This window comes from Streptomyces exfoliatus (assembly GCF_000725545.1).
Taxonomy (GTDB): domain Bacteria; phylum Actinomycetota; class Actinomycetes; order Streptomycetales; family Streptomycetaceae; genus Streptomyces; species Streptomyces exfoliatus.
The window spans coordinates 36435-50216 of record NZ_JNZP01000019.1 but is presented as its reverse complement, the minus strand read 5'-3'; the positions used below and the strand labels follow the sequence as shown (position 1 = coordinate 50216).

Sequence of the window (13782 nt, the reverse complement as noted above, 5' to 3'; positions counted from 1 at the left end):
CAGGGTGTCGGGGCCGCGGTCGTTCGCTCGACGGGCCGTCCGCGGACCCGTGCACCCGGGTTTTGAACACGTTCATAAAAGGCGTACGCTGTGATCATGAGCGACACGAACGGGCCGAGAGCCCTTCTTCGACGCATACGCGTCTGGCTGATCGTCTTCGTCGTCTGTCTGGTCCTGAGCGGGATCACCGCCTTCCCGCTCGTCACCGAACTCCGCCTCCTCGACGACGCGCTCGACGGCTGGGCGGCGCCCGCGGCCGAACTCCTCCCCGGGCTCGCCGAGTGGATCGACCGGGTGCGGGGCGGGCTCGAGACCGCCGACGAGCAGTCCCCGTACCTGCTCTACGGCACCGACTGGCTGGCCTTCGCCCATCTCGTCATCGCCGTCGCCTTCTACGGCGCCTACCGCGACCCCGTCCGCAACATCTGGGTCGTCGAGTTCGGCATGATCGCCTGCGTCGGCATCATCCCGCTCGCCCTGATCTGCGGCCCCCTCAGGGACATCCCCTTCTGGTGGTCGGTCATCGACATGTCCTTCGGCGTCATCGGGATCCTGCCGCTGCTCCACGTACGCCGGATGATCAAGCGGCTGGAGACCGGGACCGGGACCGAGTCCTGGACCGGCACCAGGACCGAGAGCGGGACCGGGACCGTTCAGTCCGGCAGGCCGTAGGCCGCCACCATCAGGCCGAGGGCCGTCGGGTTCATGTCCTGGCCCTTGGCGTCGGTGGAGTTGACGCTGTAGACGAGGGTGCGCGCGCCGTCGCGGGTCGAGGCGACGGCCGCGTTGTAGCCCCAGCGGCCGCCCGTCTTGCCCCAGACCTCACGCCCGCCGAGCCGCTTCATCGACAGGCCGGCGGAGTACGCGGCCGGGGCGCCGGTCTTCACGTCCGGCACCCGCGGCAGCGTGAACATCTCCTCCAGGAGCGGCCCGCGCACCACCCGGCCCGCGAACAGCTCCCGGGTGAACCGCTCCAGGTCGGCGGTGGTCGACACCAGATCGCCCGCCGCCCAGCCGTCCGTCGTCCCCCAGACGGACACGTCCCGCAGGCCGGTCGTCCCGTCGTCGAGCCGCATCGTCTGGTAGCCGTGGTTGTACGGCCCGGTCATCTCGGCGGCCGTGCCCGGCAGGTACGTGTCCCGCAGGCCGAGCGGGCGCAGGACGAGGCGCTCCACCTGGCTCTCGTACGAGGCGCCCGTCACCCGCTCCACGATGAGGCCGGCGACCGTGTAGCCGATGTTCAGGTAGTGCTGCCGGGTGCCCGGCCGGAACTCGCGCGGCTTCGCCGTCGCCGAACGGACCATCGCCTCCGGGGAGTGGACCCGGAAGCGGTTCGCGTACCACTCCTCCACCGACTCGCCCTCGAAGTCGGCGGCAGGGATGCCGTGCGTGTGGTTCAGGAGCTGGCGGACGGTCACCGTGGCGTAGCGGCCGGGGATCAGATCCGGGAGGTACGAGCGGGCCGTGCGGTCCAGGTCGATCCGGCCCTCGGCGACCAGCCGGAGGACGGTCGCCGCCGTGAACACCTTCGTCACCGAACCGGCCCGGAAGCGGGCGGCCGGGTCCGCGGGGGCGTTCGTCTCCAGGTCGTGGACGCCCGAACTGCCCTGCCAGGAACCCTCGGTGCCGCCGACCCGGACGAGCGCGGCGGTGGCGTCGGCGCGGGGGAGGCCCGCGATGACCGCGCTCAGGTCCGGACTCGTCGTGCGAGGTGCCTGGGACGCGGCCGCCGCCGGGCCCGGCGCCGCGAAGGCCGGGGTCAGCGCCGGTCCCGCGGCGACGCCCAGGGCCAGCGTCGCGGCGAGCAGCGTGCGGGTGGACTTCCTCATGGTCAACTCCTGTGATGTGAGCCCTCGTTCTCGATGACTCCATCCTGCTGACCAGGGATGACGAGCGGATCGCCCGCACCGGCGGTCTTCACCGGGTCAGTTCCTCCCCGGCGCGGGGGAGCCGCCTCCCTCCGCCGGGGGAGAACCCACGGCCACGAGGCCCGTCTCGTACGCGCAGATCACCGCCTGGATCCGGTCGCGCAGACCGAGCTTGGCGAGCACGTTCCCCACGTGGGTCTTCACCGTGTGGTCGCTGACCACCAGCTCCGCCGCGATCTCCGCGTTGGACAGGCCGCGCGCGAGCAGCAGCAGCGTCTCCCGCTCCCGGCCCGTCAGCACGTCGAGCCGGGGGTCGGGGCCCGCGGCCGTCGGGCGCGGGCCGCCCGCCGTGTACTGCTCCACGAGCCGCCGGGCCACGGACGGCGCGAGCAGCGAGTCGCCCGCCGCCACCACCCGCACCGCGTGCACCAGGTCGTCCCGCCGCACGTCCTTGAGGAGGAAGCCGCTCGCCCCCGCGTGCAGCGCCTCGTACACGTACGCGTCGGTGTCGAAGGTCGTCAGGATCACGGTCCGGCACGCGGAGCCCATGGCGCCGATCGCCCGGCAGGCCTCGATGCCGTCGGTCCCGGGCATCCGGATGTCGAGCAGCGCCACGTCCGGCGCGTGCCGGCGCACCGCCTCGACCGCCGCCGCCCCGTCCCCCGCCTCCGCCACCACCTCGATGTCCGGCTGCGCGTCCAGGATCATCGCGAAGCCGCTGCGGACCAGCTCCTGGTCGTCCGCGACCACCACCCGGATCGTCATGTCCCCGCCTCCGCCGTGCGCGGTACGGGAAGCAGCGCCCGCACCTCGAACCCTCTGCCGCCCGGTCCCGGGCCCGTCGTCGCCGACCCGCCGTGCGCGGCGGCCCGCTCCCTGATGCCGACGAGACCGTGCCCGCCGGAGCCGCCCTGCGGGCCGCGCCCGTCGTCCGTCACCGTGACCCGCAGGGCGCCGTCCGCGTGGGCGAGCCGTACCTCGACCGTGCGGGCGGCCGCGTGCTTGACGACGTTCGTCAGCGCCTCCTGCACGATCCGGTAGGCATGCGCGCCGGTCGCCGCGGGCAGGGCCCGTACCCCGCCCTCCGTCGTGTACGAGACGTCCAGGCCGCTGCTCCTGACCCGCGCCAACAGCTCGGGGAGCGCGGCGAGGTCGGGCTGCGGCTCCCTCGGCGGCGCGCCCGCCGCGCCCGCCGCGCTCTCGGAGCCCTCGCGCAGGAGTCCCAGCATCTGCCGCAGCTGGGTCATCGCCTCCCGGCCGGTCTCCGAGATCGCCTCGAACGCGGCCTCGGCGCGCTCCGGAGCCGCCCGCACCGCCACCGGGCCCGCCTCCGCCTGCACGATCATCAGGCTGACCGCGTGCGACAGGATGTCGTGCATCTCCCGCGCGATCCTGGCCCGTTCGCGCGCGGCGGCCCGCTCGGCCTCGATCAGATGGGCGCGCTGCCGGGCGTCCTGGAGCCGGCCGAAGACGTACGCGGCGGCGAACACGAAGAGCGAGAAGGTCAGTTCACGCACCGACTGGGTGTTGAGCCACACGGAGACCGGCACCGCGACCAGCATCAGTCCCGCCGTCGTGAGCCGCTTCCACGGGGAGGAGAGCAGCGCGATCGTGTAGACGATGACGAGTCCGGTGTACGGCAGCGGCTGCCCGGGCCCCTCCACGGCCACCTTGTACAGCGCGCTCGCCGCCATGATCGCGAGCAGCACGGCGACAGGAGCCCGCCGCCGCCAGACGAGGGGCAGCACCGTGAGCGTCGTGAGTCCGTACGCGGCCCAGGTCGCCGGTTCGAGTCCGGGCGCGCGCGGCACCACGAACGGCATCGTCATCGCCGCCTGGACGAGCAGCGCGATCCCGACGTCCACCGCCCAGGGGTTCGCCGCGCCCCAGACACGCGCCCGCTCCCGCCGGCCGCGCACGTCCGCCCGGAGGTCCCCGGGGCCCCGTATGCCCATTACGGCTTGCGGCCCACCGCGCCGAACTGCGCCACCGTGTGCCCCGCGGCGGAGGCGGGGCGCCAGCGGGCGCAGGACACGACGCCCGGCTCCAGGACGTCGAGGCCGTCGAGGAAGGAGACGAACTCGGCGCGGTCGCGGGCGGTGATCGGCGGGGTCGCGTTCTCGTTCCAGAAGGCCATCGCGGCCTTGTTGCCCTCGCCGCCCAGCTCCGGCTCCAGGGTCGGATGGGTCAGCACCAGATAGCTGCCGGAGGGGACGGCGGCCATCAGGGTCCGCACGATCGACCGGGCCTCCTCGGTGTCCAGCACGAAGTTGAGGATGCCGAGCATCATCACCGCGACCGGCCGGGAGAGGTCGAGCGTGGCCGCGGCCGCCGCCACGATCCGCTCCGGGTCGTGCGCGTCGGCGTCCACGTACTCGGTCCTGCCCTCCGGCGTACCGGTCAGCAGCGCGCGGGCGTGGGTGAGGACGATCGGGTCGTTGTCGACGTAGACGATCCGGGCGTCGGGCGCGACCCGCTGCGCCACCTCGTGGGTGTTGTCGGCGGTCGGCAGGCCCGTCCCGATGTCCAGGAACTGGCGTACGCCCGCCTCGGCGGCCAGATGGGTCACCGCGCGGCCCAGGAACGCCCGGTCCGCGCGCGCCACTTCGCCGATGCTCGGGTAGAAGGCGGTGACCTGGTCGCCGACGGCGCGGTCCACCGGGTAGTTGTCCTTGCCGCCCAGCCAGTAGTTCCACACCCGGGCGTTGTGGGCGACGTCGGTCCTGATCCGGTCGTTCATGCTGCCTGGGCCTTTCGCAGGACGGCGGTGAGTGCGTCGACCCGGTTCGTGGTGACCGCGTCGACCCCGTTCATGATCAGCTTACGCATGGTGCGGGGGGTGTCCGCCGTCCAGGCCGAGACCAGCATCCCGTCCCGGTGCACCCGCTCGGTCAGCCCCCGACTCACCAGGCCGAAGCGGTAGTTGAGCCATCGGGGCCGTACCACGTCCAGCAGCACCGGCCGGGGCGGGGCGAGCGAGGTCCAGGTCAGGGCGATCTCGGCGTGCGGGTCGGCGGCGCGCACCTGGAGCATGGCGACGGCCCCGGCGCAGTAGTAGACCCGCTCCCCGGCGCCGCACTCGCGGACCGTCCCCACGATCGTGCGGACCGAGCTCTCGTCGCCGCCCGGCAGGTCCAGCATCAGTCGGTTCTCGCCGGCGGTCTGCAGTGCCTCGCGCAGGGTAGGCACCCCGCCGTACGTCAGCTCGCGGACCTGCTCGTACGTGAGCGCGGCGAGGGGCCGGTCGTGGCGCCACAGGCGCTTGAGGGTGTCGTCGTGGAGGAGGACCGGCACCCGGTCCTTCGTCAGCCGGACGTCGACCTCGACCGCGCCCGCGCCCCGCTCGATCGCCGAGCCGATCGAGCGGAGCGTGTTCTCGCGGACGCGGTACGGGTCGCCGCGATGACCGACCACGGTGACGTGCGGTCTCCCCGCGGCTTCCCTCGCGGCGGTCAGGTCCCTCGCGGCGGTCAGGTCCATGGCGGCCGTCGGGTCCACGGCGGTGTCGGAGTCCATGGCCCCATTCTCGCCGCCGTCAGCGTGCGAGCCAGCTGTCGGTGTACGTGTCGATCTCGGCGGCGATCCTCGCCTTGCCGGCCGCGTCGAGGAAGGAGGCCTCCACGGCGTTCTTGGCGAGGGCGGCGACACCGCGCTCGTCGAGGCCCAGGAGGCGGGCGGCGACCGCGTACTCGTTGTTGAGGTCGGTGCCGAACATCGGCGGGTCGTCGCTGTTGATCGTGACGAGGACCCCGGCCTCCACCATCCGCCGGATCGGGTGCTCGTCCAGGGTGGCGACGGCCCGCGTGGCGATGTTCGAGGTCGGGCAGACCTCCAGGGCGATGCGGTGCTCCGCCAGGTGGGCGAGGAGTTCCGGGTCCTGGACCGAGCTGGTGCCGTGGCCGATGCGCTCGGCGCCCAGGTCGTTGATCGCGTCCCAGACCGTCTGCGGTCCCGTCGTCTCGCCGGCGTGCGGGACGGAGTGCAGACCGGCCGCCCGCGCCAGGTCGAAGTACGGCTTGAACTGCGGACGCGGCACGCCGATCTCCGGGCCGCCGAGGCCGAAGGAGACGAGGCCCTCGGGGCGGAGCCCGTCGGTCGTGGCGAGCCGGGCGGTCTCCTCGGCGGAGACGAGGCCGGCCTCGCCCGGGATGTCGAAGCACCAGCGCAGGACGGTGCCGAACTCGGCCTCCGCGGCCTTGCGGGCGTCCTCGATCGCCGCCATGAACGCGCGCTCGTCGATGCCCCTGCGGGTGGAGGAGTAGGGGGTGATGGTCAGCTCGGCGTACCGGATGTTCTGCCGGGCCATGTCACGGGCGATCTCGAAGGTGAGCAGCCGGACGTCCTCCGGCGTGCGGACCAGGTCGACGACGGACAGGTAGACGTCGATGAAGTGCGCGAAGTCGGTGAACGTGAAGTAGTCGGCCAGCGCCTCCGGGTCCGTGGGGACCTTGGAGTCGGGGTGCCGGGCCGCCAGTTCGGCCACGATGCGGGGCGAGGCGGAGCCGACGTGGTGGACGTGCAGCTCGGCCTTGGGCAGGCCCGCGATGAAGGGATGGAGGTCGGTCATCAGGTCATCGTAGGCCGGGCGGTTCCCCCGGAGGGGTGAGGTCGTAGCATGGCGGGACCATGATGGGGGAGGCCCATGTCTGACAACCGAGACCAGTCGCGGGGTGGCTACGACCCGACGGACCCCTGGGCTCCGCCGAACCGCGACGGGGTGGAACTGAGCAAGCCGGCGACGCCGACGCCGCCACCCGTGCACGACCAGATGACGGTCACGTCGATGCCGGCCGCCACCGGCCCCGGCGGCGACGTGCCACCGCCGCCGGTGGCCCCGGGCGGCCCGGCGGCCGCGCCCGGTACGTACGGCTACCCGGCGGCGAACCCCTCCGCCGGGTACGGCTACCCGGCGGCCAACACCTCCGGTGCGTACGGCTATCCGGCCGCCCCGACCCCGCCGCCGGCCTCCGGGTACGGCTACCCGGGATACGCCCAGGCCGGCTGGCAGCAGCCGAACAACGGGATGGGCATCGCCTCGATGGTGCTGGGCATCTGCGCCGTCGTGCTGTCCTTCTGCTCGTACGGCATCCTCGGCCTGATCCTGGGCGGCATCGCGCTGCCCCTCGGGATCGTGGGCCGCAAGCGGCACCTGCGGGGCGAGGCGAGCAACAAGGGGCAGGCCGTCGCCGGCATCGCGCTCGGCTCCATCGGCATCGTCCTCGGCCTCGCGGGCATCGCGCTCATCATCTTCCTCGCGACGAAGGCGGACGAGTGGGAGAAGAGCGGTGAGGACCCCTGGTCGTCGACCGGGACCTCCCTCAGCGCTCCGCGCTGAGTCCCTGAGCCCGTGACGGGCCCCGCACCTCACCGAGGTGCGGGGCCCGTCACGTCTCACCGGGGTCGGGGCCCGCGTCTCACCCGCTCCGCAGCCGCTCCCGCGCCTCCATGAGCGCGAAGCCCAGGAGGTTCAGGCCGCGCCAGCGGGCCGGGTCGTGGGCGCGGGGATCGTCGGCCGCCAGGCCGATCCCCCAGACGCGGTCCACAGGGCTGGCCTCCACCAGGACCCGGCTGCCCGTGCCCAGGAGGTACGCGCGCAGGGCTTCGTCCGAGGTGAACTTGTGGACGCTGCCCTCGACGACGATCCCGAACCGCTCCCGCTCCCACACCGTCTCGTCGAAGCCCCGCACGAGCCGTCCCGCCTTCTTGGCCTCGGCGGGGGTACGGGCGGCGAGCGCGGCCCGCTCGGCGTCCGCGTCCCCGAAGAGCCGGGCCTTGGCGGCCATCATCCAGTGCTCGGCGGTCGCGTAGCGCACGTCGGCGACCTCGAAGGGTGCGGGCCACCACTGGCTCAGACAGCTCGCCGAGAGGCGTCCCTCCGGGTGTGGACGGTGGCCCCAGAAGTGCAGCCACTTGCCCCTGTCACCCCGGTTGACCTGCTGCGTCAGCTCCTCGATCTTGCTCATGCATGCGAGTCTGGCAGCCGCCACGGACACTCCGTACGGAGATTTTCCGGGCACCTCGACACATGGTCGACCGATTCCGTCGCGTAACCAAAAGGCAACAACGGAATCCCTTGTTGGGGGGTCGTCCCTCTGTCAGGATCGGCACTCAATTCGAGCTTGGACAACGGAGAGCGTCATGGGCAACCGCTTCCAGGTGTCGGACCGCTTCGCGGCCGGCGCGCAGTACATCGGCGGGCGGCTCCGTGCCGGAACGTCAGGCGAGGAACACAGCGTGATCGACCCGGCGACAGGGGAGAGCGTGTACACCTACGCGCTCGCCTCCACCGCCGACGTCGACGAGGCCGTCGCCGCCGCCAAGGCCGCCTTCCCCGGCTGGGCGGGCGCCACCCCCGGCGAGCGCTCCGACGCGCTGCACCGCTTCGCCGGCGTCCTCGCCGAGTGGGCCGACGACATCGCCCGCGTGGAGTCCCTCCAGTGCGGCAAGCCCCTCAAGCTCACCACCGAGTTCGACGTGCCGGGCACCGTCGACAACACCGCCTTCTTCGCGGGGGCCGCCCGCCACCTCCAGGGCCAGTCGGCCGCCGAGTACAGCGGCGACCACACCTCGTACATCCGGCGCGAACCGATCGGGGTCATCGGCTCCATCGCCCCCTGGAACTACCCGCTCCAGATGGCCGCCTGGAAGATCCTCCCGGCCGTCGCGGCCGGCAACACGATCGTCCTGAAGCCCGCCGAGCTCACCCCGCTCACCTCCCTGATGTTCGCGCAGGCGGCGAAGGAGGCAGGCATCCCCGACGGAGTCATCAACGTCGTCAGCGGCGCCGGGCGGACCGTCGGCGAACACCTCGTCGGACACCCCGATGTCGTCATGACCTCCTTCACCGGCTCCACCCCGGTCGGCAAGCGGGTCGCCGAGATCGCCACCGCCACCGTGAAGCGACTCCACCTCGAACTCGGCGGCAAGGCCCCCTTCGTCGTCTTCGACGACGCCGACCTGGAGGCCGCCGCCCAGGGCGCCGTCGCCGCCTCCCTCATCAACAGCGGCCAGGACTGCACCGCCGCCACGCGCGCGTACGTCCAGCGCCCGCTCTTCGACGCCTTCGTCGCGCGCGTCGCGGAACTGATGGAGACCGTCCGCGTCGGCGACCCCTTCGACCCCACCACCGACCTCGGCCCGCTGATCAGCCACCGGCACCGCGACAGCGTCGCCGGCTTCGTCGAGCGCGCCCGCGCCTACGCCACCGTCGTCACCGGCGGCGAAGCCCCGGGAGGAGACCTGAAGGACGGTGCGTACTACCGTCCGACCCTGATCACCGGCGCCGCCCAGGACAGCGAGGTGGTGCAGTCGGAGATCTTCGGACCCGTCCTGGTGGCCCTGCCCTTCGACACCGACGACGAGGGCATCCGGCTCGCCAACGACACGCCGTACGGCCTGGCCGCCTCGGCCTGGAGCCGTGACGTCTACCGGGCCAACCGCGCCACCCGGGACATCAAGGCGGGTTGCGTGTGGGTCAACGACCACATTCCGATCATCAGCGAGATGCCCCACGGCGGCACCAAGGCCTCGGGCTACGGAAAGGACATGTCGGCGTACTCCTTCGAGGAGTACACGCAGGTCAAGCACGTGATGTTCGACAACACGGCGGTCGCCGCGAAGGATTGGCACCGCACGATCTTCGGGGACCGATAGCAATCCGTCGCCGGACCAGCGACGAACCATCCCGAAAGGGCACAGCGCATGGAGCAGTACGAGCCCGAAAGCCTGTCCGCCGCGCAGCTGGCGGCGATACGGCGCAGCATGACGAGTGGCCGGGGCGCCCTCAGCCGCCGTTCGATGCTGCGCGCGGGCGGCGTCGGCGCGCTCACGGTCGGCGGCCTCGCCGGACTGAGCGCCTGCGGCATCCCGCCGGCCAAGCGGGAGGGCCAGGGGCCCGCCTCCACGGACGTCTCGGCCAAGGAGAAGACCCTCGCCTTCTCCAACTGGACCGAGTACATGGACGTCAGCGAGGACGAGAAGTCCCGCCCCACCCTGGAGGCGTTCGCCAAACGCACCGGGATCAAGGTCAAGTACACCGAGGACATCAACGACAACGTCGAGTTCTTCGGCAAGATCAAGCCGCAGCTCGCGGCCGGCCAGGACACCGGCCGCGACCTGATCTGCGTCACCGACTGGCTCGCCGCCCGCATCATCCGGCTCGGCTGGGCACAGAAGCTCGACCCGGCCAACCTCCCCAACGCGTACGCGAACCTCTCCAGCCAGTTCCGCCGCCCCGACTGGGACCCGGGCCGGTCCTACTCGTACCCGTGGACCGGCATCTCCACCGTCATCGCGTACAACGTGAAGGCGACCGGCGGGAAGAAGGTCGACTCGGTCACCCAGCTCCTCGACGACCCCGCCCTCAAGGGCCGGGTCGGCTTCCTCACCGAGATGCGCGACTCCGTCGGCATGACGCTGCTCGACATGGGCAAGGATCCGGGGAACTTCAGCGACGCCGACTACGACGCGGCGATCGGGCGCCTCCAGAAGGGCGTCGACAAGAAGCAGATCCGCCGCTTCACCGGCAACGACTACACCTCCGACCTGGACAAGGGCGACATCGCCGCCTGTCTCGCCTGGGCCGGCGACATCATCCAGCTCCAGGTGGACAACCCGGACATCAAGTTCGCGATCCCGTCCGCCGGCTACATCACCTCCAGCGACAACCTGCTCGTCCCCGCGCAGGCCCGGCACAAGACGAACGCCGAGAAGCTCATCGACTACTACTACGAGCTTCCCGTCGCCGCCCAGCTCGCCGCGTACATCAACTACGTCTGTCCCGTCGACGGGGTGAAGGACGAACTCGCCAAGATCGACCCGGAGCTCGCGAACAACACGCTGATCCTCCCGGACAAGGCCATGGCCAAGAAGTCGCGCGCCTTCCGTTCGCTGACCAGCGCGGAGGAGACGGCGTACGAGGAGAAGTTCGCCAAGCTCATCGGCGCCTGAGGCCCACGTCGTCCACCTCTCTCACTCCCCTGGGATCAGAACCCATGACTGACAAGACTGCTCACACCGGAAAGAACACTGGCGGCGACGTCCGTCTCACCGGGATCAGCAAGACGTACGGCTCCTTCACCGCCGTCCACCCGCTCGACCTGACCGTCCCGCAGGGCTCCTTCTTCGCCCTCCTCGGCGCCTCCGGCTGCGGCAAGACCACCACGCTGCGCATGATCGCCGGCCTGGAGGACCCCAGCACCGGCACCGTCTTCCTCGGCGACAAGGACGTCACCGACCTCCCGCCGTACAAGCGGCCGGTCAACACCGTCTTCCAGTCCTACGCGCTCTTCCCGCACATGGACATCACCGAGAACATCGCCTTCGGCCTGCGCCGGCGCGGCATCAAGTCGGTGAAGAAGCAGGTCGACGACATGCTGGAGCTCGTCCAGCTCGGCGACAAGGCCCGGCACAAGCCGCACCAGCTCTCCGGCGGCCAGCAGCAGCGCGTCGCCGTGGCCCGCGCGCTCATCAACCACCCGCAGGTGCTGCTCCTCGACGAGCCGCTCGGCGCCCTCGACCTCAAGCTGCGCCGGCAGATGCAGCTGGAGCTCAAGCGGATCCAGACCGAGGTCGGCATCACCTTCGTGCACGTCACCCACGACCAGGAGGAGGCCATGACGATGGCCGACCAGGTCGCGGTGATGAACGGCGGCCGGGTCGAGCAGCTCGGCGCCCCCGCCGACCTGTACGAGAACCCGCAGACCACCTTCGTCGCCAACTTCCTCGGCACCTCCAACCTCATCGAGGCCGAGGTCGTCGAGACCGGCACCGACGTGGTGGTGACGGCGGGCGGCGGCAAGCTCCGCGTGCCCGGCGACCGCTGTACCTCGGCCGTCCGCCAGGGCGGCAAGGTGCTCGTGGGCGTGCGACCCGAGAAGATCTCGCTCGCGCACGCCGACGACGCGGGGAAGATCGCCGACGGCCGCAACCGGGTCACCGGCCGGATCGCCGACTCCTCGTTCATCGGCGTCTCCACGCAGTACGTCGTGAACAGCCCGGCGGGCGCGGAGCTCCAGGTGTACGAACAGAACATCGAGCGCGACACCCGGCTCGTCCCGGGTGCCGAGGTGGTCCTGCACTGGAACCCGGCGCACACCTTCGGTCTCGACGCGGCCCAGGACATCGACGCGGGCGTGGAGACGGTGGAGGACGCCGGATGAGTGCTCCCACCTTGGCGAAGGAGGCTCCCGAATCGGTCGACGAACCGATTCTGCGCAAGCCCTCCGCCCGCAAGCGGCTCGTCCCGTACTGGCTGCTGCTGCCCGGCATCATCTGGCTGCTCGTCTTCTTCGCGCTGCCGCTGGTCTACCAGGCCTCGACCTCCGTGCAGACCGGCTCCCTTGAGAAGGGCTTCGAGGTCACCTGGCACTTCCAGACCTACTGGGACGCCTTCACCGAGTACTGGCCGCAGTTCGTCCGCTCCCTGCTGTACGCCGGGACGGCGACCCTGCTCTGCCTGCTGCTCGGCTACCCGCTGGCCTACCTGATCGCCTTCAAGGCCGGCCGCTGGCGCAACCTCCTGCTCGTCCTCGTCATCGCGCCCTTCTTCACCAGCTTCCTCATCCGGACCCTGGCCTGGAAGACGATCCTCGCGGACGACAGCGTCGTCGTGGACGTGCTGAACACCCTCCACGTCCTCGACGTGACCAGCTGGATCGGCTGGACCGAGGGCGACCGCGTCCTCGCCACCCCGATGGCGGTCGTCTGCGGTCTCACGTACAACTTCCTGCCCTTCATGATCCTGCCCCTCTACACCTCCCTGGAGCGGATCGACGGACGGCTGCACGAGGCCGCGCGGGACCTGTACGCCTCCCCGGCGACCACCTTCCGCAAGGTGACCTTCCCGCTGTCGATGCCCGGCGTCGTCTCCGGCACCCTGCTCACCTTCATCCCGGCGAGCGGCGACTACGTCAACGCCGAGCTGCTCGGCTCCACCGACACCAAGATGGTCGGAAACGTCATCCAGTCACAGTTCCTGCGGGTCCTCGACTACCCGACGGCGGCCGCGCTCTCCTTCATCCTCATGGCGATCGTCCTTGCCATGGTCACCGTCTACATCCGCCGAGCGGGAACGGAGGACTTGGTCTAATGGGGATGATTCGCTGGATACGACGCAACCTCGTCGTCATCGCGGGCCTGCTGACGCTCGCGTACATGATCCTGCCGAACCTGGTGGTGATGGCGTTCTCCTTCAACAGGCCGAAGGGGCGCTTCAACTACTCCTGGCAGGAGTTCTCCCTCGACGCCTGGAAGGACCCCTGCGGCGTCGCCGACATGTGCGAGTCGCTCTCGCTCTCGCTCCAGCTCGCCGCCTGGGCGACGGTCGGCGCGGTCGTCCTCGGCACGATGATCGCCTTCGCGCTGGTCCGCTACCGCTTCCGGGCGCGCGGCGCGATCAACTCGCTGATCTTCCTGCCGATGGCGATGCCCGAGGTCGTGATGGCCGCCTCGCTGCTCACCCTCTTCCTCAACATGGGGATCGAGCTGGGCTTCTGGACGGTCCTGATCGCCCACATCATGTTCTGTCTGTCGTTCGTCGTCACGGCGGTCAAGGCCCGGATCATGTCCATGGACCCGCGCCTCGAAGAGGCGGCGCGCGACCTCTACGCCGGGCCGACGCAGACCTTCCTGCGGGTGACCCTGCCGATCGCCGCGCCCGGCATCGCCGCCGGCGGGCTGCTCGCCTTCGCGCTGTCGTTCGACGACTTCATCATCACCAACTTCAACGCGGGCTCCACCGTCACCTTCCCCATGTTCGTCTGGGGCTCGGCGCAGCGCGGAACCCCCGTTCAGATCAACGTCATCGGCACCGCGATGTTCGTCCTCGCGGTACTGGTGGTCATGGCCGGGCAAATCATTACGAACCGGCGCAAGAAAACAGCAACAGCCTGAGCAATAGGCAGCTCAGGCACCG

Annotated in this window: 14 protein-coding genes; 7 read left to right on the top strand and 7 right to left on the bottom strand. The window is 70.9% G+C overall.

All coding sequences use genetic code 11. The features are described 5' to 3' along the window. Window positions 1-96: 96 nt before the first annotated feature. The gene (locus IO20_RS0123315; protein ID WP_245685016.1) at window positions 97-672 is read left to right on the top strand and encodes a hypothetical protein; all 576 of its coding nucleotides are present in this window, start codon (window positions 97-99) and stop codon (window positions 670-672) included. On the opposite strand, the gene IO20_RS0123310 is transcribed toward IO20_RS0123315, so the two are convergent. The 6 genes from IO20_RS0123310 to IO20_RS0123285 all read right to left on the bottom strand — a co-directional run bounded on the left by IO20_RS0123310 (window position 654) and on the right by IO20_RS0123285 (window position 6435). Next, a complete protein-coding gene (locus tag IO20_RS0123310) occupies window positions 654-1829 on the bottom strand; it encodes a serine hydrolase domain-containing protein (RefSeq protein ID WP_030550980.1) in 1176 nt (391 codons plus the stop codon). The genes IO20_RS0123315 and IO20_RS0123310 overlap by 19 nt on opposite strands. A gap of 96 nt (window positions 1830-1925) precedes the next feature. After that, on the bottom strand, window positions 1926-2633 hold the full coding sequence (locus IO20_RS0123305) for a response regulator (protein WP_030550979.1): 708 nt from the start codon (window positions 2631-2633) through the stop codon (window positions 1926-1928). After that, window positions 2630-3823, bottom strand: a complete 1194-nt coding sequence (locus IO20_RS0123300) for a sensor histidine kinase (RefSeq protein WP_030550977.1) — start codon at window positions 3821-3823, stop codon at window positions 2630-2632. Before IO20_RS0123300 ends, IO20_RS0123305 begins: the two co-directional genes overlap by 4 nt. Continuing rightward, entirely contained in the window at window positions 3823-4608 is a 786-nt protein-coding gene (locus IO20_RS0123295) for an SAM-dependent methyltransferase (protein ID WP_030550975.1), read from the bottom strand. Before IO20_RS0123295 ends, IO20_RS0123300 begins: the two co-directional genes overlap by 1 nt. Then, window positions 4605-5348, bottom strand: coding sequence for a glycerophosphodiester phosphodiesterase (locus IO20_RS0123290; protein WP_051874515.1), 744 nt, complete (start codon window positions 5346-5348; stop codon window positions 4605-4607). The genes IO20_RS0123295 and IO20_RS0123290 overlap by 4 nt, the downstream gene beginning before the upstream one ends. 55 nt (window positions 5349-5403) lie before the next feature. After that, window positions 5404-6435 carry an adenosine deaminase gene (locus IO20_RS0123285; protein ID WP_030550971.1) on the bottom strand — a complete coding sequence of 344 codons (1032 nt, stop codon included), beginning with the start codon at window positions 6433-6435 and terminating at the stop codon, window positions 5404-5406. Between the two features lie 75 nt (window positions 6436-6510). Here IO20_RS0123285 and IO20_RS0123280 point away from each other — a divergent pair, with 75 nt between their 5' ends. Then, window positions 6511-7203 (top strand): DUF4190 domain-containing protein, encoded by a 693-nt coding sequence (locus IO20_RS0123280; protein WP_030550968.1) that lies wholly within the window; start codon window positions 6511-6513, stop codon window positions 7201-7203. A 79-nt stretch (window positions 7204-7282) separates the two neighbouring features. On the opposite strand, the gene IO20_RS0123275 is transcribed toward IO20_RS0123280, so the two are convergent. After that, complete coding sequence (locus tag IO20_RS0123275) at window positions 7283-7831, bottom strand: riboflavin biosynthesis intermediates N-glycosidase (protein ID WP_030550966.1); 549 nt, start codon at window positions 7829-7831, stop codon at window positions 7283-7285. 175 nt (window positions 7832-8006) lie between these two features. Between IO20_RS0123275 and IO20_RS0123270 the strand changes: the two genes are divergently transcribed. From IO20_RS0123270 to IO20_RS0123250, 5 genes are read left to right on the top strand one after another with little or no spacing between them, the layout of a single operon-like run. Next, window positions 8007-9521, top strand: coding sequence for a gamma-aminobutyraldehyde dehydrogenase (locus tag IO20_RS0123270; protein ID WP_030550964.1), 1515 nt, complete (start codon window positions 8007-8009; stop codon window positions 9519-9521). A gap of 48 nt (window positions 9522-9569) precedes the next feature. After that, on the top strand, window positions 9570-10817 hold the full coding sequence (locus IO20_RS0123265; protein ID WP_030550962.1) for an ABC transporter substrate-binding protein: 1248 nt from the start codon (window positions 9570-9572) through the stop codon (window positions 10815-10817). Window positions 10818-10861: 44 nt separating this feature from the next. Beyond that, on the top strand, window positions 10862-12028 hold the full coding sequence (locus tag IO20_RS0123260) for an ABC transporter ATP-binding protein (RefSeq protein ID WP_030550961.1): 1167 nt from the start codon (window positions 10862-10864) through the stop codon (window positions 12026-12028). Continuing rightward, entirely contained in the window at window positions 12025-12957 is a 933-nt protein-coding gene (locus IO20_RS0123255; protein WP_030550959.1) for an ABC transporter permease, read from the top strand. The genes IO20_RS0123260 and IO20_RS0123255 overlap by 4 nt, the downstream gene beginning before the upstream one ends. Then, on the top strand, window positions 12957-13760 hold the full coding sequence (locus IO20_RS0123250) for an ABC transporter permease (protein ID WP_030550958.1): 804 nt from the start codon (window positions 12957-12959) through the stop codon (window positions 13758-13760). The genes IO20_RS0123255 and IO20_RS0123250 overlap by 1 nt, the downstream gene beginning before the upstream one ends. Window positions 13761-13782: the final 22 nt, after the last annotated feature.